We start from the raw sequence: 20734 nt of genomic DNA, 5'->3' as shown, positions 1-20734 counted from the left end.
TCCTGCGGGAGCGATAGCGACGAGGAGGCTCGCCTTCCGCCCGAGGAAAGCGAAGTCTTGCACGGAAATCAACAGCGGTGTAACACGTAATCCTCATAAAATCATGAATACAGAATGTTTGTCTTTAGATTAAATTTATCTAGTTTTGTCCCAGCCTCTTTTTTCATGTCCGTCTTTGCGAAATCCCTCCTGATATGGAATAATGATTACGATTTGGATGAATGATTCATCCAGGAGTTGGAGGATGAAACATGAAAGCACTTGAAAAATATAAGACAATACTATTCTTAACCTTCCTGGCTATCTGTGTTCTCGCTTCTTTATATTTCGTCACCCACAATCAAGGGCTTTATGACCGACCGATTGCGGAAGTGACAAGCTCTAAGATTGTAGAAACGACAGATATGGAGGATATAACCGGAAATAAAGACAAGGTATACATACAGGAGTTGAAAGCCGTATTAAAAAACGGAAAACATAAAGGAGAGACCATTCTCTTATCCAATAAATATTCCATGTCGGGTGCCAACGATCAGCGATATAAACCTGGGAACGAATTATTTGTTACGATTGATGATCATCAAAAAGGCAGCAAGCTGACTGGAAATATTGATGATGTCAAACGGGATCTATATCTTATGATCATCACCTGGGCCTTTATCCTTTTCTTATTGATTGTAGGGAAAAAGCAGGGGCTGTTCTCCCTCATCACACTGGCAGTGAACGCCCTCATCCTTTCTTATGCGTTGGATGCTTATCTGAACTCGCAGAATATCAGTCTCTTGCTAGCTTGTAGTGTAGGAGTGATTCTCTTCACCCTCATTTCCTTGTTAATGGTAAATGGCTTTAATGAGAAGACCTACGCAGCAGTGGTGGCGACCCTGATTTGTACTTTTATGACGCTACTCATCAGCTATGTGGTCATCCGTTTCACTGCAGGTAATGGACTTCGATATGAGGAAATGCAGTACCTCACCCGGCCGTATCAAATGGTGTTTATGGCAGGGATCTTGGTTGGGTGCCTGGGTGCCGTGATGGATGTGGCGATTACCCTGTCTTCCTCGATCTTTGGACTTTTTGAGAAAAACCCTGACATTTCCACGGAAGCTCTTCGAAAGTCAGGATTTGATATTGGAAAAGATATCATGGGGACGATGACAAACATTTTGTTTTTCGTCTATATCAGCGGAGGCATTCCCATGCTCATCCTTTATTTTAAAAATGCATCACCGCTCGGATTCACCCTTTCCATGAATCTTTCTCTGGAAATGACAAGGGCCCTCACTGGAGGCATCGGCATCGTACTTGCGATTCCCATCGGCATTTATACGGCTATCTACTTTGTTAACAGAAAGCGGGTGACATCATGACGGTTCAAGTATGGCTTGCCATTATCCTTTTTGCCCTCATGGTCGGAGTCGGAGGCAAGAAAGGGGCGAGGTCCTTTGTAGCTTTATTCCTTAATACAGGTGTACTTCTCCTCGCCATCATCATGATGAATGACCCTGATATGAATCCGGTCGTCCTGACATTGTTCGCATGCGTTTTGATCAGCTGTATTTCATTGTTCTACATCAGTGAAATCAATATTAAGACCGTAACGGCCTTCATCTCAACGATTGTCACAACAGGTGCCCTGATCTTTTTCATTTTGGAGCTGACCGACGCGGCGATGATCCAGGGATTCAGCGAGGAAGAAACCGAAGAAATCGGGGCTTTCTCCCTGTATGTCGGAGTGGATTTTGTGAAAATCGGGGCTTCCATGATCATCATGAGTACGATCGGAGCGATCATTGATGTTACTATCGCCATTTCATCCCCTATGCAGGAAATGGCTTACCACAACCCAACGATCAGCAGAAAGGACTTATTCAGATCCGGGATCAGCATTGGAAGGGATATTCTCGGAACAAGCGCCAATACGTTGTTCTTTGCCTTCTTTGGTGGATATATGGGGCTCCTGATCTGGTTCAAAGATCTTTCGTATTCCATCGGGGAAATCGTAAACTCCAAAGTGTTCACATCCGAAATGATCTTCATCGGTGCAGCAGGACTCGGAGTCGCCCTTGCCATCCCCGTCACCTCGGCCATCACGGCCTATTATCTCGTGGGACGAAGGGACAGGTCCCCTGTCCCAGATGAACCTCCGGTCGATCAATAGAAGGTCCGTCCCTCATAAGGGAAAAAATAATGATAAAAAAACCCGATTCTAAAAAAGAGTCGGGTTTTTCCATTTACTTCATCTCATTTTCATACCTCTTTATTTTCATCTGTATTTTCTCCAGATTGGCTTCCATATCCTTTATTTGCTGACGGACATTTCGTTCCTGCTCGAGCATCATCTCCATACGTTCAGGAAGAGTCCGCTCCCCGTCCATCGTCCACTGAACAAATTCCCTGATCTTTTTAATCGGCATCCCCGTGTTTTTTAGACAGAGAATCATCTCTAGGAATTTAAGTGAGCCTTCGTCGAAGGTCCGGTCACCGCTATCGGTCCTTTTGATGAAGGGCAGCAGCCCTTGGCGATCGTAGTAATGCAGTTGTGAAATGGTCATATTGTTCATTTTTGCAACTTGCCCGATCGAATAGTCCATTGTTTATCATCCTTTTACCATGGAATGATTCCATTATAATTAAGAATTTTACCATGATAGTCTGTTTCACTCAACGCATATTGAACAATGACTTCGGCTCCTTCAGCCGTCGTTTTCCCACCCGGGGCATTGCCGTTTAAATCAGTAGAGGTGAACCCAGGCGTTACACCTAATACTTCAGGACCCGCACTGCCCAATTCTTTACTAAATGACAATGTCAATGAGTTCACCGCCGTCTTGGATGAGTTATACCCCAGAATATTCAGAGGATGAACCTCACCATTATCGAACATTGTCTGTGATGCCATATCGGTCGTCACATTCACAATCTTACTGTTCTTCTCCTTTTTCAAAAGAGGCAGATATGCTTGCATCATTTGGAATGTCCCAAAGAAGTTCACGTTAAAGATGTCACGCAGCATCTCGACTTTCACTTCACTTGGTTGAATGTTAAAATCCAATGCAATCCCTGCGTTATTAATCAATAGATCAAGGTGATCCGTCATCCCCTCTATCGTTCGGACAGAGTCTTGAATGGACCGCGAATCAGAGATGTCCAATTGAACGAACGTTACCTTCGACAAACCCAAGGATTCCACCGCTTTCTTCCCCAACTCTTCATTTCGTGCACCCAGGAAAACCTCGTATCCACTTTCAGCCAGCTGTTTAACAACCTCGTACCCAATTCCTTTATTTGCGCCTGTTACTAAAGCATATTTTGTCATATATTTTTCCTCCATTTATCTTAATTTGATGTTCTATTTGAAGAATACACCCTGAACCAAGGTTGAGGGCAAGAATATTTTTTAAAATAAAATGTTTGAATATTCTATTAATGGTTAGTATAATAGAAAAAAGGTCAAGGAGCTGATTGTCATGAAGAAGTATTTGCTGAACTCACCGCAGTCTGATGTAAATCACATGGAATCACTATTTGCAGAAATGATATTGGACGAGGCACTGCTTACATTTCGGAAAGAGCAAATCGCACAAGGTATTGACCAGGCATTACGCAATCGGAATAAAGAAGAGTTCCTGCGCTTGACGGAGGAATTGAAACAGATTCAGAATGTTGGATAATGGAATCATTCATGATTAGTAAAAAAGGACGATCTCCTGTTTAGGAATCGTCCTTTTCGTGTTTCATTTATTTTGTCAAGGCATCACGACACATAATCGATCGTTGCTCCGCCGATTTCTGCTTCCCTGCCAAACAACCGTGAATACACTCCCGATTGATTCTGTAACAGATCTCCATGCTTTCCTTGTTCTACAATCTTTCCATCCTCAAGAACGACAATTTGATCAGCAGACAGGACCGTTGATAACCGGTGGGAAACGATGATAATCGTTTGATTCTTTCCTGCCCGAAGGACGGCTTCGTTGATTTTCGTTTCCGTTATGGGATCGAGGGCAGAACTTGCTTCGTCCAGGATTAAAATCGGCGCGTCCTTCAAAAGGGCCCTCGCCAGGGACAGACGCTGTTTCTGTCCGCCTGAGAGCAAGCTTCCCCTTTCACCGACTGACGTATCTAGCCCTTCCGGCAACGTTTCGATCAGGTCACCGAGCCCGCTGTCTTCAAGTGCTTTCAAGAGTTCTTCCTCCGTCGCATCCCGCTTTCCAATCCGAAGATTATCGGCCAGGGTTCCGCTTCGAAGCAGAACATCCTGAGTCACGATCGACATCTGTGACCGGAGCCACGCTGTGTCCCACTCCCGAATATCACGACCATCAACCTCTATCCGGCCTACTCCCGTATCATAAAGTTTGAACATCAGATCGACAATGGTGGATTTTCCAGAACCACTTGGCCCGACCAGTGCCCATTTTTCCCCTGCTCCGATGGAAAAGGATACACCTTTTAATACATTTTCATCTTTACCAGGATAAGAAAACGCTACATCTTGAAGGCGGATGCTGCCAAGAGCTCGCTCTCCTTGTATGCCTTCTGACACCTCGGCTTCAGAAACATCTTCAGCAAGTAAAATCTCGGAACGATCCAATGCCGGACCTGTTCTTCTCACCGATAGCCAGTTCCGGAGCAGCCTTTGCATCTCATTGGCTGCAATCGTCACGAGTCCACCGGCTGTCAGCATTTGACCACTCGTCAGCCCTTGATTCCAGATTAAGAGTGTACTGATCAAATAGACCAGCCCTAGAGCAAATCCATTATAACTTGCGATGACCACAACCGATTGCATCCTCGCTTTCAGTTCTTTCACTGAGTGCTGCACGAAGCTGTCACGAATGGAGATGACGCTATCCACTTCACTATCAGACACACCCATGACCCGGGACAAATGAATTCCCGTCACGGATTCTCTCAGTCTCTCTAGATATCTCGATGCTTCTTTCCTTGCATCTGCAGACGCCAATCGGGTCCTTGCCCCTACCATATTCGAAGTCCAATAGAAAATCACACCCAGGACCACACTAGTGATCATCAAATAGGGATGAATCCAGAGAAGCACCAGGCTGTAGATGAATACCCCCTGTACGCTTGCCATGAAGGTCGAGCCTTCCCATGCGAGAAAATTATGGAGCGTATCCGGATCATCCGACACTCTCGCCAGCATCTCCCCTGTGGAATTATGATGATAAAACGAGTACGGGACGATCTGCAGATGGCGAAACAGTCTCAACTTCTGCCAGTTCGTCACGGTCTTCGCCGTCTGATGACAGAAATATTCGTCGATGACCATCATGACCAGATCCAGTACGGCAGATAAAATCAAGAGCCACATGAGCCCCCATAGCCAGTTATAGTGTTCGTTCGGGATGATCGTGTCCACGAGCCAGCTGAGGGCGAGTGTCGGAATCAGTGCCGAGAATACCTGGCTGATGGCAATGACGACGGAATCTGCTATAACCCATTTTTTATAGGGACGAAGAAAGCTCAGCACCCTTCTTCCGTCACGATTCTTTCCTTGAACGGCCGTCATCCGATCATCTCCCTTTCAAGCTCGCTATATTGAGCCCTGTATAATTCAAAATACTTTCCTTGTTTGAGAAGCAATTCTTCATGAGTGCCTTTTTCCGCCACGACTCCTCCATCGAGGAGAATGATGACATCGGCATTCCTCACCGTGACAAGGCGGTGAGCGATGGTGATCGTGGTCCGGCCCGGAATCAGTTTTTCCAAGGATGCCTGAACCCGCTCTTCCGTTTCCCCATCCAGGGAAGAAGTCGCTTCATCGAAGATCAGGACAGGTGGCTGTCTCAGGATTGCACGGGCGAGGGCGACACGCTGCCTCTGTCCTCCGGAAAGTTTCAATCCCCTTTCCCCGACGATGGTTTCATACCCCTCATCCAGTGAAAGAATCAATTCCTTCAAGCCTGCCGCTTCCACAGCCTGATCGAGTTCTTCGGTCGTTGCATCGGGTTTTCCGTATAACAGATTCTGCCTTAAGGTACTATTCAATAGAAACGTCTCCTGGGATACCACCCCTACCTGCTGACGGAAACTGTTTCGGTTATAGTCAAATAAATTCTTGTTATCAATCATGACCGATCCCTGCTGTGGTTCATAAAGACCCAGTAACAGCTGAACCAGCGTACTCTTTCCTCCACCGCTCGTTCCGACGATCCCGATATGATTCCCCTGATCGAGTGACAAAGAAACACCCTTTAACACCTGTTTATCCGTCCCGGGGTATGAAAACCATAGATTCTGTAAATCTATTTTTCCTTTTACCGGACCAAAAGCAGGAAGCTTCTCTTCATGTTCTTCCGGCAGATCGAAATATTCATAGATTCGCTGCAGTGCTGGAATCGCCTGTTGAATTGTCAAAGCATGTTCTGCCATCGACCTCACCGGCAAGAACATGATGGGGATAAAGCTCAGGCAGGCAATGAGCGTCCCGATCGTGATCGTCCCGTCCCATATCGCCCAGCCACCAACCAACATCACCACGCCGGGTGCCGCGATGTTAAACAGATTCCCTAGACGCCAGTTCACCTTCCCGATCAGGGCTGCACGGATCGAGAACTGCTTCCAATCACTCAGCTTCTTCTCCTGTGTTCCGACTTCCACTTCCTGCGTCTGGTAGGTTCTGACCAACCGGACGCTTTCAATGCTTTCCTGCAGATGCTGATACATATCCGCACTCATTTCCCGCTGCACGGCACTCATCTTCCGCATCTTTTTCCCCAATGTAAAAGAAGGTACGATATAGATCGCGAAGACCGCGAACATGACGATGGCTGCCGGCCAGAATAAAACAAACACAGTGGAAAAGGCCGCAACCGCCCCCACCACCTGCTGCAGGATTCGGGGAACAACGGTATTATTCAGATTCTGGATCGATTCCACATCATGAGTCAGGCGGAAAAGCATATCTCCCCTCGGTGTCTTCGAGAAGAACGACATCGGTGTCCGGTGCAGCTTCCTGAATGCCCGGATCTGCATATCCGTGATCACATCGAGACCGATCTTCACCTGCACATATTCCTGCATCGTTTCAAACAGGGACTTCCCAAGATACGCACCTAGAATCCCTGCGACAACCCAGACCAGGAAGTTCAGATCCCCTCCAACGATGACGTCGTCCACCAATCGCTTCACGAGAATCGATGGAACGATGGTAAAGAGACCGCCGATGATGGAAAACAGAAGTGCTACCAATAACGTTTTCCAATATGGCTTAAAATGATTTAAAGTAGTTTTTAATAAGTTCATGATTGACCCCCTCACAAAATTCTATTTTATACCAACAGTAGGAAATATTCACTATAATTCGAATTGAATATAAATTAAGTATATTCAACCTTACTGTCTGCATCTTCGGCCGTTGGGGTGGATGGGTTCTACGACTTTTGAATGAAGAAAAAGCTGATCCCGTTTTAGTACGGAATCAGCTTTTCTCTGTTCGTTTGATATAACCAATAAGTTCTTCCTTGGGAATGTCCTCCCCGTTCACCCAATCCTGTAAGTTCAAGTCGATTACATCCCTGCATCCTGCAATGGTCGTAAGGATTCTCGACTCCTGGTACGAGTACGAAAACGTGTGAAGAGTGCCGAATAAATCCTCATAATCTGTAAAGAACATAGGAGAATCCTTTCGTTTGAAGTGTTCAAACATATGTTGATGGGACCATTTCTTATCTTTTAGACTCAGTAAATGCTTATTCCGCTCCTGGGATCCAACAATGGAAGGACGATTTTTACTTTTCATTTGTTCATCCTGAAAATGATTGACACATGAAAGAAAAGATTCCCCATACCTGACCATCACTTCATCTGGACTCGCTTCCACCTCCGCCATGTGTCCAAGTCGGCCTCCAAGAGAAAAATTATAACAAGCAGAGTGAGGAATCTCTTTCAGCATGGCCACCGCTTCTTCAAGAGAAGAGCATGTATCCAGCACCATCCGTATCGCCGTCCATGGTGAGACTCCCTTTTGATAACGATCGTTACTGACGAAGTGTAATCCTGCAACCAGACCTTTCTCATTCACCCCATCATGCCTTCCCAGGACTTGAAGATTATAGCCTGCGGATGCAAACGCCTGATTCGGCTGAATCAAACTAAAAACACCGTCATATAAGTCTGGGGAAAAGTCATAATTCCGTACATAATACTCCTTAGTCAATAGACTTGAACAACCCATCGCTTCCGTCTTCGGCATATCATAGCCACTAAATAAGGTGGCCGCCCTTTTGGATGAAATACCGAATCCCTCCGCAAGTCCCTCCAACTCATCCAGCAAGTGGGGAGCAAATGTCGAAAAAATCGACTGCATCTCAGAGATATCTATCTCTTGTTTGGTAATCGATGAGAGCACATGTAAAATGGGTGAATTCCTCAATACTTCACTCGTTTCTAATCCGATTTGAAATGAATCTCCTCGCGTTTGAACGATACGTACGATGAAATCAGACATATCAATCCCTCCTTGATTCCATCATATCGCTCCCTGCTTGTATCACACCTGTCATTTTGTGCTTGATTGAGACTGATAGAATATTGCATTGAAAAAGGACCTGCTCCCGCACAATAAATCTTTTATTGCACGGAGTCGGTCCCTTCACTATTTCTTATATACCCCGTCCGTCAAGACGCGAGCCATTTGCCCTGCCATCAATTCAGGTGATTCAGGTAAATGACGCTCGACCCAATCGATAATTAATGTGACCAGTGCACCCGAAATATAGCTCACCAGAAATTCCGAATCAACGGTAATGTCGTGTTGATTTTTCTTGAATTGATCGATATTATCACGAACGGATTCTTTAATGATGCTTAACATTTCCCAGCGGAATTCAGGTATCCCCTTTTTACTTAAAGTGATTTGATACACTTCAATATACTTTTTAACATGTTCAAATGTTGAACGAACGGGGGGATAGACAACATCTGCAAAGGAATCAACATGAACGGGAACGACCAGTTCTTGCGCCAACCCCTCCAATGTTTCCTCGATTATGACCTGAAGTAAATCCACCTTATCCTTGTAATGATAATAAAAGGTGGCTCGATTGATGTTCGCTTCATTAATAATATCCTGAACCGTTACAGCCCCCACTCCTTTTACGGCCGAAACTGTAAGCAGGGCATCCTTAATTGATTTTTTTGTTTTGATGATTCGTCGGTCCATATGAAATCAGCCTCTTGTTTTCTGTATCTAATTATCTTTATTATACCTCTTGTCATCACGCTTAGCCCAGAAGTTTAAAGGAGGTAGTGGCTGACAGAGAGAATCGTCCCACTTTTTTAAACAAAATCCAAGAAAGTGTTTAATATTAAACAAATCCATTCAGATCATTGGTTGTGTCATGGTCCATTAGGCTATACCCTATGAGTGAGCGCTTTCATTAGGGGAGCGTTATTGAATAGTAAAGCCTTATATTAGCGATACACAAAATAGATCATCAGAATGGAGTAGGATATATGAAAGCAGCTAAATTTTTTGGACCAAAAGATATTCGAGTGGTTGAAACACCAATTCCAACACCAAAGGTAAATGAGGTAAGAGTAGAAGTTGAATGGTGCGGGATTTGCGGAAGTGATATGCATGAATATGTTGCGGGTCCTTTAATGATTCCAGCAGACAATTCTGAAGTTATCATGGGGCATGAATTTTCAGGAAAAGTTGTAGAGGTTGGAGGAGATGTCACAACCGTTGCAGTTGGAGAACGAGTAGTGATTGAACCCGTTCTTCCATGCGGGACGTGTGAATCTTGTCTAACAGGACATTACAATGTATGTGAAAACGGAGGGTTCATCGGACTGATCAATGAGGATGGCGGCTTTGCAGAATATGTAGTCGCTCCAATGGAACGTATACACAAAATTCCTGATACGATGAGTTTAGAACTTGCCTCACTTGTTGAGCCAGTATCCGTTGTCACACAAGCGATTCGTTCAAGCCAATTTTCATTTGGTGATGAAGTCGCCGTTTTCGGGGCAGGTCCTATTGGCTTACTATTGATTCAAGCACTAAAAGCTGCGGGTGCTTCGAAAATCATCGTGGTTGAAATTGCAGAAAAACGTCTTGAAACAGCACTAAAAGTAGGAGCTACTCATGCGATTAATCCGATAGAGAAAAACCCTGTTGAAACGATTTACGCTTTAACAAATGGGAAAGGTGCAGATGTTGTGTATGAAGTGGCAGGTGTTCAACCGACATTTGAAGCAGCATACCTTAGTACAAAATTTAATGGTGAATTAAAAGTCATCAGCCTATGGGAAAAGCCTGTCACCTTCAACCCGAACATTGCGGTTCGAAAAAACGTTAAGATCTCAACGTCCATGACATATATGAACGTTTACCCTAAAGTCATTGAATTACTTTCTCAAGGCATGATCAATGAAGAATTCGTCATCACAAAGAAAATCCATTTAGATGACATTGTAGAAGAAGGATTTGAAACGGTGATCAACGACCGGTCACAGTGTAAGATCCTTGTAACGCCTAAACAGTCAAATCTTTAATTATCTATGAACCTGTTCCTGAACTTGGGACGGGTTCTTTTTTATTTGCCAACTGAACAAGAAAAAGCCGAAGAGTCCGTCTCTTCAGCTTTGATACTTTTATGACAATCAAGACACTCCCTGTGCAAGCTCCCTCATGGAATTCAGCTTCGTTGTCAATTCAATAAACCACTCTTCATCTCCCGTTTCCAAGGCAAGGTCAATGAGGAACTGGATCTGCTCCTTATTTTTGATATGGGTATCCGGGATTTTTTTGATCTGTCTGTTCAATAGAGGGATGGTCTTCCCTTCGATGGTCTTATTGTCGCTGGTCACGATTTTCGCTTTTACGGCATTGCCTTTGGTGTCCAGGTTCTCTATATAGCCGATGACCAGTTCACCTGTAAGTAAGGTACCCTTGATCCAATCGCCGGTTTTTAGAATAGATGGTTGGTTTGACATATTCTTTCACCTTCTCAACTGTAATAATATTTGTTACATTTATAGAGCAAGAAAGCCTTTTACGCTTTCTCCTGATTGATCATATCGACGATGTCTTTAATGGTGTAGTCCTTTAAATAATCGCCCAGTTTCTCTTCTGCTCCAAGGAAAATCTGGAAAAGGACATGTTTCATATTCGCACCGATGAGACACCGTTCGTTTGCGGCTGTGCATTTCGGCTGCAGGGCCCCTTCTGAAGTGATTTTGTATATGTCCCACAGGTTGATGTCGCTCAACTCCCGTGCAAAGATGAATCCGCCGCCTGTTCCTTCTTTGGATGCGATAAATCCCTGCTTTTTCAAAAGGCTAAGGACTTTGCGGATCCGGACCGGATGCACGCCGGCACTTTCTGAAATCGCATCGCTTGTCGACATGCGATCCGTTTGCAGGGCCAGATACGTTAAACTGTGGATGGCTAAGGTAAAGTTGCTATTCATAGCCTGCCTCCTTCACGGATGTTACTGTAATGGTATCTTTTACAGTTTATACTGTCAAGAATCCCGTTTATCGTCAGTTGGCCAGCTTTTGCAGCTCATGATATTCGAAGTTACGTACTTTCCTTGGAAGAAAGCTGCGGATTTCTTCATCGTTATAGCCGATCTGTAGTCTTTTTTCATCCAGCATGATCGGTCTTTTCAGCATAAGCGGGTTTTCTCTGATTAATGTATATAAGTCCTGGAGTGGCAACGAATCAATGTCTACCTTCAACTCCTGATACGCCTTTGATTGTTTGGAAATGATGTCCTCTGTTCCATTTTCCGTCAGGCGAAGAATCGACTTGATCTCATCAGGTGTCAACGGTTCTGTCAGCATGTTACGTTCCACATAAGGTATTGAATGTTCGTCAAGCCACGCTCTTGCTTTCCGGCAGGACGTACAGCTTGGTGTCAGAAATAAATTGACCATGTGTTTACACACTCCTTCTAAATGTAATAAAAAAAGTAACAGTTATGTTTTAAAATATAACCCTTGTTGCGGGTACACTGTAATAATAATATTTACAGTTAGAGATGTCAACCGTTTTTATGAAAAAGAATCCTTTCTGTTGAGAGAAGGATTCCTTTTTCACACGTGAATCTGAGCATCTGCCCCTTTAGTAAGCATGGTGGACCGAATCAACTTCTCCATCTTCTCGGGCTGTTCAAGGATGGTCCAATGACCACTTTCTTCAATTTCAGTGAGGGCGGCATTCGGCAAATGGGCCAGCACATTTCCTTCCAAATATGCAGGCGTTAAAATGTCATGTGATCCTTGTGCGATAAAGATGGGAAGGGAACGTAGCTCAGGCAAGGATGGGATCAGGTTATAATGTTGTTCCAGTTCCTTCCCTATGTTTTTAAGAGCATTCTTGTTGTATGAAATCTCTCTTTTCTTTTTTAATGTTTCACTGGAGTATACATATAAAGGATCCAGAAGTCCCTCTAGCTTCTTTGAGGCATTGACATTGAAAATAGAGGTAAAAGAATACCATCCGAGAAGCATTTTCTTATAAAAGCCGAGTTTTTGGAGGAGATTTTGTTTGAAAGCCCGGTAATCTTTTGAGCTTAGACCGACAACGGCAGTCAGTATTAACTGATCGATGTGTTCCGGATACTTTGCCGCATACGAAAGGGCGAGAATGCTGCCCCACGACTCGCCGAAAAGGGTCATCTTCTCCAGGTTGAGGACTTTTCTGATTTCTTCAAGATTGTTGACTTCATCAGCAATTGAATATGTATGACCTTCCTTTACTTCAGAGTTCCCACACCCCGTTTGGTCATAGAGAATGATCTGAAAATCTTCCGCAAGGGGTTCCATATGTGGAAGGAAATATTCAAGACTCCCCCCTGGTCCACCATGGAGGAAGAGTATTGGCTCTCCTTCTCCTTTTTGTTTAACGAAAACATTCCTTCCATTGATCATGATATACTTCTTTTCCATTAATCCAAGAGCCTCCTGTTTATGAGTAGATACACGGTCATTAATAGAATCAGCATAGTCGCCATGAATATGGTCCTCTCATGCGCAATCACCATTGCCGCGATCCGCAGTTCATATTAATTCCTACATATTTTCAAGTTAATACATGTACGTATCAGTTCAGTAAAGGTTCCCAGTTATTCAAAAAAAGACAGATCCCTTGGTGCTTTGAAATGGCGCACCAAGGAATCTGTCCCTGTTAAAGCTTTATACCTTACTTATTATTACGCTCCTGTGCTTTCATCGCTACTTTCTCAAGACCGTTCTGAGCAAATTCAACATCGGACTTAGGCATAGCTTTGTTATGCTGAAGGTCTTTGTTCTTTTTCTTAGACATCCTTTCACCCTCCTTTGTCATGTGTTTTTCACACGGTATACCTGGAATCAAGCAGACTCACTATTTTATTTTGCTTTCTTTCTTTTAGGATATTCAAAACTTTTTAAGAGTAAAAACGACCTGTGGCTCTTGAACCACTGGTCGTCTATGCTTGTTGAATATTATAAAGATTGACTCGTACTTATATTAGCCGCAGAACTTTTCCCCTTCACTCGCTTCAACGTTGCCACAATCAAAAAGCTGACGATGACAAGCAGGAGCCATGAGCTAACCTTCCCAAGATGCACGAGGCTCCAGGCGTCCGTTTGATTCGGATATTCCCATGCGCCGAAGAATGTGGCGATGTTCTCAGCAATCCAGATAAAAAAGCCGATAAGGACAAAAGAAAGTGCAAGGGACATGTGGTAACGTGTCCGCCCCACCTCATAAGCGACCCACGTTCTCCAAAAGACGACGATGACCATTCCAGACAGCCACCAGCGGATATCGATCCAGTAATGATGGGTAAAAAAGTTCAAATAAATCGCAGCGGCAAGAAGAACGACGAGCCAAAACGGCGGCCACTGGATCAACTCGACCTTCAATCTCCTCCACGCCTGGCACAGGTAACTTGCGACACTGGCGTACATGAATCCGCTGTACAAAGGGACACCGAACAGTTTCGAATAGCCTTCCCCAGGATAAGACCACGAGCCCATATGTACCTTAAAAAGTTCAAGGCAAAGTCCAATGATGTGAAACAATGTGATCACCTTCAGTTCATCACGGGTTTCAAGACCCGACTTCACCATCCCCCATTGCATCAGAAGGCAGATAAGAAGCAACCAGTCATACCGCGGCAGAAATGGAAGCGGAATTATCTGGGTTAGGGCCAGAGAGGCAAAGATGACAACCGGAAACAAACAGGAAAGTGCCTGCTCCCAGCCGAAGCTAAGAAGTTGTTTGACTGCTCTAGTCATCATGATTCTCCTGCATCATCATCCCGTTGATACTCCAGCAGATCCCCCGGCTGACAGTCGAGGGCCTTGCAGATCGCCTCAAGGGTGGATAATCGAACCGCCTTTGCCTTTCCATTTTTCAAAATCGACAGGTTCGCCATGGTGATCCCCACCTTTTCCGAAAGCTCCGTCACACTCATTTTCCGTTTTGCAAGCATTACATCAATATTAATAATAATCGCCATATTCTCACCTCAGACCGTTAAATCATTTTCAGATTTGATTTCAATGGCATTTTTCAGAAGCTTCTGCAGGACGGCGGCAAAGACGGCGATCACGGCTGAACCGAAGACAATGATCAAACCGATTAAGATGACACCTGGCGCGTCTTCCACTTGTGCCACCGCATAAAAGAGCGGCATTCCCAACACATAGAAGAAACTGATCACAATGGCACATGTTTTGATCGTCTTCAACGCTTTAATGGATGATTCCGAGAACGCATTGTTTAGATCAATATACTTTAACAGTTTGTAAGCCTGAAACAATGCGGTGAAGAAAGGAATCGCCGACGAATACATCACGGCCAATAACCCATAGACTACATAGGCCAGACTTGAACCTGCTGCATCTATAGCGACTATAGGTAACCCAATGAAGCATAAAGCTGCAATGGGAGCCCCGATAAGAAAAAGAGCAATCTTCAAAAGATTCGTTTCCCGTTTCATACATAGCACCTCGCTAGATAATATAGTATGAATTTACCATAGGATTTATTGTTTTTCAATAAATTTTTGTTATTTTTTATAATGTTTTTATTGATTTAATATGAGGGACGGACCTTTTCGACGTGTGCAACCAATGAAGTTACTATACCTTTTGGAGGTCCGTCCCTCAAAAAAAGTCCGGCTATGTGGCCGGACTTTTTTAAGAGATAGCTGCATTATGGCATGATAACTCCTTATGCCATATCAACGGAAAGACTTTCTTCATTATTTAATCCATCTTGAGCAATTATTTAACCGTTATAAAATTTATTAATCCTGATTTCGATTTATTAACCCTGTATGGATGATAATTAATCCGTATTTTCATTAATTGATCCTTCATGTCGAATTTTCTTTATAGAGGATCATGTTAAATGGGCAGTGCAGTTATAAAGTGGGCAATTCCATTCCCGGCTCATGTACTTGAGAATCGTAAGGGAAGTATTATCGATATATGTTTCAGGGAATTGCATAGGAAGTAAGTGCTGAAGGGTTAAGCCAATCAATGCGCCGTGACTCACAATTAATATTCGTTGGCCAGGATATGTATTGACCAATTCTCGCAAAGCTTCCTTCCCTCTCCTCCCTACTTCCTCATACTTTTCCATTCCCTTCACTATATCTCTCCAGTTCTTCCCCCATGTTTGCAATCGGTATTCTTCAGTCGTCCCTTCAATTTCCCCACAGTTTATTTCTCTGAGTCTAGCATCTTGATTGATAGGTATGTTTAATGCGCTCCCGATGATTTGAGCTGTTTCCCCCGCCCTAGATAAATCACTTGTGGCAATCAAATCCCATTTTCCTTCGTTCATGAGCCTTCCTCCTATAAGAAAAGCTTGCTCTCTTCCGTTTTCATTCAAAGGAATATCAGATATTCCTTGTGCTTTACCGAGATCATTCCAATCTGTGATCCCATGTCTGATTAAACCGAATGTTGTCATTTGTAGGTCACTCTTTCAAGTATATTTCTCTTCCTCTTCCCATTACCACGTTACAACCACCATTTTTCCTGTGGAATCAAACGGATCCTACTAAACTCAAACTCCCTCTCAAACCAACTCTTCATTAATGTCCTATGTACCAAATATTCCGACGCAGAATGGGACACACCGATCAGTGACATCTTCGTATCCCCAGCATACCTAATCACTTCTTCGTATCTTTTTCTTCCGTACTCGTTGTCGATATGACAATGGATTTCACCGGAAATATAGGCATCGACCCCTTTGCCTTCAGCCTCTTTCATCCAAGCAGTTTTATCGCCACAGCCCGCTACGACGGCCACTTTTCTTATCTTCCTCTTCCTTCCCTCGAAATCGACGTAGGGGAGATCGAATATTTCTTCCATCCGATGTATCAACTCGTCTGTATTCGTCTCGGTGACTTCCCCTATGATCCCGATGTCTCCATGTTTCTCATCATGAATAAACCGGTCTGTTATTTTTACATTCATAGCCTCTGCGATGGCCTGACTTGTCCCTAATGTCGTGTGGTAATCAAGTGGAACATGACACGTATAAATGGAAAGTCCTTTTTTCCTTATCCGGTCAATCAGACATTCCTTGATCGGGACGAACCCTCTTCCCCAGTTTCCTTTTGGGTCACCGCATTCCATCAAAAGTGGGTGATGCATGAATAACAAATCGCCAGGCTCGCCTTCTTGAATAAATGTCTCTAATACATCCTCTGTCGGAAAAACAGCGAGGAACACACTCTTAACTTCACTCTTTCCTTTAATCATCAATCCATTGAATAATTCGCTGAAAGCAGGCTCAAATTTCGCCTTCCAGTCCATCTTCCCATCGTACACCTGTGGAATGAACCGGCTGAATGCAGGATCTTTCCCATAGCTTTTTATTTCGAAAGTTTGATTCAGCCGCTGAACAATATCTATTAACCTTTCCAACATACCACCCCTACGACTGTGTTTTTCATTAACTATACAGATTTACCTATATTAGGTAAATAGTATAGTGGAAAACTTGCCTACATCTCCCACAACTCTTCTTCACCTGTTATCATATTCCTCACCTTATACTGTCTCTTCCTGATTTCCTCCTCCCCAATCACAATCACATTCCGAACCCCTTCTTTATTCGCTTTTTCCAACAGCTTGCCCAGTTTCCTCCTGCTCATCTCAAGCTCAACAGTATAGCCCTTTTGTCGGAAGTCAGCCGCGACCCGTAAAGCCTCCTTCTCGGTACCAAGGGGGATGATGTAATAATCAATGTTGGAGGTCTGATTCACGTTTTGCCCGGAAACCATGATTGCTGCATAAATGACGTCCAATCCAAAGGAGATGCCGACTGTCGAAATGGATTCATCTGTTCCAAGCAGTCCCCCAATGGCGTTATCATAACGTCCTCCGCTTCCGATGCTTGAAGTGATTGATCGGTCCGTTAAGAATATTTCGTAGATGGTCCCAGTGTAGATTTCAAGCCCTCTGGCTAAAAAGGGATTGAATACGCACTGCTCTCTAACGTCCAGGAAGTCAAGGTAGGATGCAAGTTCCCTTACTTCCGCTAATCCTTCTCTTACATTTGAATTTTTATTGGAACACGATTCGAAATAATCAAAGCTGCCATAGTTTTTCTCTATTAAAAATTGTTCTATAGCGCTAATGGTTGAATCTGATATCTGCAGATACTCAAGTTCTGCCACGACCGCTTTGACACCGATTTTCTCAAGTTTATCCAAGATGAGGACCGTTTGATTGAGTTTATCCGGTTCCACACCAAACACTTGAAGCATCCCAATCAGAAGTTTCCGGTTATTGTACTGAATCGTTACATTCATGTCGAGCTTCCCGAACGCATCTAATGCCATCACCATCAACTCCGCTTCGGCAACCTGTGATTCGACACCTACAATATCCACATCACATTGAGTGAACTCCCGGAACCTCCCCGCCTTGATAGGTCCGTCCCTGAACACTTTTCCAATTTCATAGCGTTTGAATGGCATTGTGATGGTGGGGTTCATGGCCGCCACTTTAGCGAACGGGATGGTCAGGTCATATCGCAGGGCAAGGTGTCGTTCTCCCCTGTCCGTTAAAGTGTACATCTCTTCCAGGATTTCTGCTCCTCCCGCATATTTTGACGCGAGTAATTCTGTGTAGTTCAAGATAGGCGTTTCGAGAGGCTTGCATCCGTATTGAATGAACACATCCTCCAATGTCCTTCTGACTTTCCTTCTGATCACTTCCGCCTCCGGTAAATAATCCTGTGTCCCTTTGACATTTTGATAATCCATTTTCTTCATTTTCATCTTCCTACTCCTCCTTTTTAAATAAAAAAGAACCGCACTTGATATAAGCGAAAAACTTAATCAAATGCGGTTCTATGGGAAATAACCTTCCTATGTGCGATTGTTTAAAATCGGATAGCAAGGTTACTTGATATGATGATGGAATTGTGTGAATGAGCGTTGCTTGTTAATGAGTGTCATTTTTATCCACCTCTTATTTTCAATTATGTTATCACGATGGAAGATTGTTTTCAATAAATAATGACTTCTTTGAGGTCTGTTTGACTATTTATCATTAAGTTTCTCCTCACCAGTTTATCAAATCGACGTCGATGTATATTCTTCCTTTAAACATAGCTTAGCTATATACAAAATCTGTCCCATATGTTCGGAAAAGTGTGCAGCACATTGATACAGAACTTCTAGATTTGTACGTTCTCTACCTCTGACGAATTGAGTTTTGAGAAGAGACTCCTCCGACAGTTGACTAATTGTATCAATTACAAATTGAAATTGATTAAGCACAAGCTTCTCTAATTCTACCTTAGTAATATACACATGCTTAAATTCATCTTCACGATCTCTAATATATGTTCCGTTACATATTCCTTTGTAAATTCTCTCTTTGATATTTCCATCGATGTGACGAATAAGTGTAGAAACACAATGACCTGCGTTTCCAGGTCTCCAATTTAATTGTTCATCTGACATTTGAGCGATTGCTTTTAGAATCCTTTTTTTAAGTTCTTCGAATTTGTTGATTAGCCAAATTTTATTGAAGTCTTCATTCATAATTAGGTGATTCTCCCTAACTTAGGATGCTTGCTCTTTAAATCATCCAAAAATTCGTCGAATACGCAACAGCAAATAGCAACGTGTAAAATCCCGCTTCCATTAACGTATAAACAGATTCCCTTTTATCTCTCAGCCATTTCTTCTCCATATAAAATTTATACAATAGCCTTCCTACCACAAAGAACGCGATGATAAGATACGGTTGCAAAAACCGGTTATCTGGATCAACATCCGTACTTACATCCATGATAAAGCCGGCTACCATTGCCAACACGGTCAGATTCCCGATAAGCTTATCTCCTTTTTTATGCCGTTCATTTATGACCTCATGAGAAAAGGCCTTTCTTCTCTTCATCTTCAACCACTTGCTGACTACTCTGTGAAAGATCGCTATCAAAATGACATATAGTGCAGTTATAGCCAGCAGTTTCAGGAGGAAAATCAACAACCATCTCACCTCCTATTATTTCTATTTTATGAAAGATAGAACTTGCCTTTCATGGCCTCATACTCCCTATCCAACATGCTCATAAAAACATCCGTCTCAAACTTCCCCTCAATCAACGCTCCTTCCCGTTCAACCCCTTCTTTCACAAACCCACACTTTTCATAACAGGAAATAGCTCTGTGATTATATTCCAACACCCTTAAATCCACCCGATGTAATTGGAGTTCTTCAAAGGCGAATACCACTATCAGTTTAGTGACTTCCGTTCCCAGACCTTTCCCTAACATGGAAGGGTTGAATATTCCTATGGAGAAACGCGCTCGTTGATCTTCTTCATTGACGGTCAGTCGCGCCTGTCCAACACAATGACCGTTGTATTCTATACACCAGTTGTATTGGTTGGCTGAAATCTTTTCAACAAACGTTTTGGCCTCTTCCATCGTGAATGGTTTCAAGTTTCTCGTATCGCCACCGTACATCCGGACGATTTCTTGATTTCTGCCACATTTTAAGCGATCCATAATGTCGTTTTCTTTTGGCTGCCGGAGGAGAACCTTTTTCCCTTTAATAAGAGGAGATTGATTCATTGCTTCACCGCCGTTCAATATTTCGAATTTCTCAAAACAAACCCGTCCTTTATAGATGGCCACTCCTCATCAATGATCGAGTAAACAACGGCATTTCTGACATAGCCTCCCGACAAAATCCTTTCTTTCCTAAGGACTCCCTCTTTTACGGCACCTAGCCGTTCAATCGCTCTCTGAGAACGTAGATTTCGTTCATCGGTTTTAATCTGAACCCGCATCATCCCCAGTTCTTCAAAGCAATAGCGCAGGATCAAATACTTACAATGGGAATTCACGAAGGACCTTTGATGATCTTTGCTGTACCAGGTAGAACCGAGTTCACAAGATTTTTGAGTAAGATTGATTTCGAATAATCTGGTCGATCCGATGATTTTGTTCTGTTCTTTTAACACTACTGCAAAAGGTATGGCGGTCTCTTGCTCCCTTAAGCGGACAGCGGCTGATACCCATTGTTCCATTTGTTCATGGGTGGTGATTTCGGTAAGCATAAAGCGCCATATATCAGGGTCATTCGCTTCCAAAAGTTCTTTTGAATGCTTAACCTCTAATGGGATCAGTTTTATTTTCTCGGATTCTAATGTTGGTGGGGAGTGAAAAAGATTTTTGTTCATTTGGTCCTCCTATTTTTCAGTTTTATTCGATGAGGTCCG

At 43.4% G+C, this 20734-nt stretch carries 25 protein-coding genes; 4 read left to right on the top strand and 21 right to left on the bottom strand.

From position 1 onward, the window contains the following. Positions 1–251: 251 nt before the first annotated feature. Together ACIGG7_RS03900 and ACIGG7_RS03895 are read left to right on the top strand one after the other, a co-directional pair. A complete protein-coding gene (locus ACIGG7_RS03900) occupies positions 252–1370 on the top strand; it encodes a YibE/F family protein (RefSeq protein WP_397548890.1) in 1119 nt (372 codons plus the stop codon). Continuing rightward, positions 1367–2161, top strand: a complete 795-nt coding sequence (locus ACIGG7_RS03895; RefSeq protein ID WP_397548889.1) for a YibE/F family protein — start codon at positions 1367–1369, stop codon at positions 2159–2161. The genes ACIGG7_RS03900 and ACIGG7_RS03895 overlap by 4 nt, the downstream gene beginning before the upstream one ends. Before the next feature lie 73 nt (positions 2162–2234). Here ACIGG7_RS03895 and ACIGG7_RS03890 read toward each other — a convergent pair whose 3' ends face one another. After that, on the bottom strand, positions 2235–2594 hold the full coding sequence (locus ACIGG7_RS03890; protein ID WP_397548888.1) for a MerR family transcriptional regulator: 360 nt from the start codon (positions 2592–2594) through the stop codon (positions 2235–2237). 14 nt (positions 2595–2608) lie between these two features. Beyond that, on the bottom strand, positions 2609–3319 hold the full coding sequence (locus ACIGG7_RS03885; RefSeq protein WP_397548887.1) for an SDR family NAD(P)-dependent oxidoreductase: 711 nt from the start codon (positions 3317–3319) through the stop codon (positions 2609–2611). A gap of 151 nt (positions 3320–3470) precedes the next feature. On the opposite strand from ACIGG7_RS03885, the gene ACIGG7_RS03880 reads away from it, so the two are divergent. Beyond that, positions 3471–3674 carry an IDEAL domain-containing protein gene (locus tag ACIGG7_RS03880; protein WP_224942799.1) on the top strand — a complete coding sequence of 68 codons (204 nt, stop codon included), beginning with the start codon at positions 3471–3473 and terminating at the stop codon, positions 3672–3674. Between the two features lie 83 nt (positions 3675–3757). On the opposite strand, the gene ACIGG7_RS03875 is transcribed toward ACIGG7_RS03880, so the two are convergent. The 4 genes from ACIGG7_RS03875 to ACIGG7_RS03860 form a co-directional block, all read right to left on the bottom strand. Next, positions 3758–5536 (bottom strand): ABC transporter ATP-binding protein, encoded by a 1779-nt coding sequence (locus ACIGG7_RS03875; protein ID WP_397548886.1) that lies wholly within the window; start codon positions 5534–5536, stop codon positions 3758–3760. Continuing rightward, positions 5533–7272 carry an ABC transporter ATP-binding protein gene (locus ACIGG7_RS03870; RefSeq protein ID WP_397548885.1) on the bottom strand — a complete coding sequence of 580 codons (1740 nt, stop codon included), beginning with the start codon at positions 7270–7272 and terminating at the stop codon, positions 5533–5535. The genes ACIGG7_RS03875 and ACIGG7_RS03870 overlap by 4 nt, the downstream gene beginning before the upstream one ends. 175 nt (positions 7273–7447) lie before the next feature. Beyond that, positions 7448–8476 carry a C45 family autoproteolytic acyltransferase/hydrolase gene (locus ACIGG7_RS03865; RefSeq protein ID WP_397548884.1) on the bottom strand — a complete coding sequence of 343 codons (1029 nt, stop codon included), beginning with the start codon at positions 8474–8476 and terminating at the stop codon, positions 7448–7450. A gap of 147 nt (positions 8477–8623) precedes the next feature. Then, complete coding sequence (locus tag ACIGG7_RS03860) at positions 8624–9190, bottom strand: TetR/AcrR family transcriptional regulator (protein WP_397548883.1); 567 nt, start codon at positions 9188–9190, stop codon at positions 8624–8626. A gap of 293 nt (positions 9191–9483) precedes the next feature. Between ACIGG7_RS03860 and ACIGG7_RS03855 the strand changes: the two genes are divergently transcribed. Beyond that, on the top strand, positions 9484–10527 hold the full coding sequence (locus ACIGG7_RS03855; RefSeq protein WP_397548882.1) for a 2,3-butanediol dehydrogenase: 1044 nt from the start codon (positions 9484–9486) through the stop codon (positions 10525–10527). Between the two features lie 108 nt (positions 10528–10635). Here ACIGG7_RS03855 and ACIGG7_RS03850 read toward each other — a convergent pair whose 3' ends face one another. The 15 genes from ACIGG7_RS03850 to ACIGG7_RS03780 form a co-directional block, all read right to left on the bottom strand. Beyond that, on the bottom strand, positions 10636–10968 hold the full coding sequence (locus ACIGG7_RS03850) for an IDEAL domain-containing protein (protein ID WP_397548881.1): 333 nt from the start codon (positions 10966–10968) through the stop codon (positions 10636–10638). Between the two features lie 59 nt (positions 10969–11027). After that, positions 11028–11444 (bottom strand): RrF2 family transcriptional regulator, encoded by a 417-nt coding sequence (locus tag ACIGG7_RS03845; RefSeq protein WP_224942778.1) that lies wholly within the window; start codon positions 11442–11444, stop codon positions 11028–11030. A 73-nt stretch (positions 11445–11517) separates the two neighbouring features. Continuing rightward, entirely contained in the window at positions 11518–11913 is a 396-nt protein-coding gene (gene spxA / locus ACIGG7_RS03840) for a transcriptional regulator SpxA (RefSeq protein WP_224942776.1), read from the bottom strand. A gap of 159 nt (positions 11914–12072) precedes the next feature. After that, positions 12073–12927: an alpha/beta fold hydrolase gene (locus ACIGG7_RS03835; RefSeq protein ID WP_397548880.1), complete on the bottom strand. Its 855-nt coding sequence runs from the start codon at positions 12925–12927 to the stop codon at positions 12073–12075. A gap of 253 nt (positions 12928–13180) precedes the next feature. Continuing rightward, on the bottom strand, positions 13181–13303 hold the full coding sequence (locus tag ACIGG7_RS03830) for a hypothetical protein (protein ID WP_397548879.1): 123 nt from the start codon (positions 13301–13303) through the stop codon (positions 13181–13183). Positions 13304–13464: 161 nt separating this feature from the next. Next, positions 13465–14265 carry a DUF817 domain-containing protein gene (locus ACIGG7_RS03825; RefSeq protein ID WP_397548878.1) on the bottom strand — a complete coding sequence of 267 codons (801 nt, stop codon included), beginning with the start codon at positions 14263–14265 and terminating at the stop codon, positions 13465–13467. Further along, entirely contained in the window at positions 14262–14486 is a 225-nt protein-coding gene (locus tag ACIGG7_RS03820; RefSeq protein WP_224942769.1) for a helix-turn-helix domain-containing protein, read from the bottom strand. The genes ACIGG7_RS03825 and ACIGG7_RS03820 overlap by 4 nt, the downstream gene beginning before the upstream one ends. Before the next feature lie 9 nt (positions 14487–14495). After that, the gene (locus tag ACIGG7_RS03815) at positions 14496–14969 is read right to left on the bottom strand and encodes a DUF2975 domain-containing protein (RefSeq protein WP_224942767.1); all 474 of its coding nucleotides are present in this window, start codon (positions 14967–14969) and stop codon (positions 14496–14498) included. Positions 14970–15373: 404 nt separating this feature from the next. Next, the gene (locus ACIGG7_RS03810) at positions 15374–15949 is read right to left on the bottom strand and encodes a histidine phosphatase family protein (RefSeq protein ID WP_224942766.1); all 576 of its coding nucleotides are present in this window, start codon (positions 15947–15949) and stop codon (positions 15374–15376) included. 50 nt (positions 15950–15999) lie between these two features. Next, complete coding sequence (locus tag ACIGG7_RS03805; RefSeq protein WP_397549090.1) at positions 16000–16914, bottom strand: Nif3-like dinuclear metal center hexameric protein; 915 nt, start codon at positions 16912–16914, stop codon at positions 16000–16002. 80 nt (positions 16915–16994) lie between these two features. Next, on the bottom strand, positions 16995–18269 hold the full coding sequence (locus ACIGG7_RS03800; protein WP_397549089.1) for a histidine--tRNA ligase: 1275 nt from the start codon (positions 18267–18269) through the stop codon (positions 16995–16997). 303 nt (positions 18270–18572) lie between these two features. Continuing rightward, positions 18573–19046, bottom strand: coding sequence for a DinB family protein (locus tag ACIGG7_RS03795; RefSeq protein ID WP_224942758.1), 474 nt, complete (start codon positions 19044–19046; stop codon positions 18573–18575). Positions 19047–19083: 37 nt separating this feature from the next. Continuing rightward, positions 19084–19497, bottom strand: a complete 414-nt coding sequence (locus tag ACIGG7_RS03790) for a DUF4181 domain-containing protein (protein WP_397548877.1) — start codon at positions 19495–19497, stop codon at positions 19084–19086. Positions 19498–19523: 26 nt separating this feature from the next. Next, positions 19524–20147, bottom strand: a complete 624-nt coding sequence (locus tag ACIGG7_RS03785) for a GNAT family N-acetyltransferase (RefSeq protein WP_224942756.1) — start codon at positions 20145–20147, stop codon at positions 19524–19526. Further along, entirely contained in the window at positions 20099–20695 is a 597-nt protein-coding gene (locus ACIGG7_RS03780; protein WP_224942752.1) for a GNAT family N-acetyltransferase, read from the bottom strand. The genes ACIGG7_RS03785 and ACIGG7_RS03780 overlap by 49 nt, the downstream gene beginning before the upstream one ends. Positions 20696–20734: the final 39 nt, after the last annotated feature.

It is taken from the genome of Rossellomorea sp. NPDC077527 (genome assembly GCF_044542955.1).
In the GTDB taxonomy this organism is placed as follows: domain Bacteria; phylum Bacillota; class Bacilli; order Bacillales; family Bacillaceae_B; genus Rossellomorea; species Rossellomorea aquimaris_E.
This window is presented reverse-complemented; position numbering and strand designations above follow the sequence as displayed.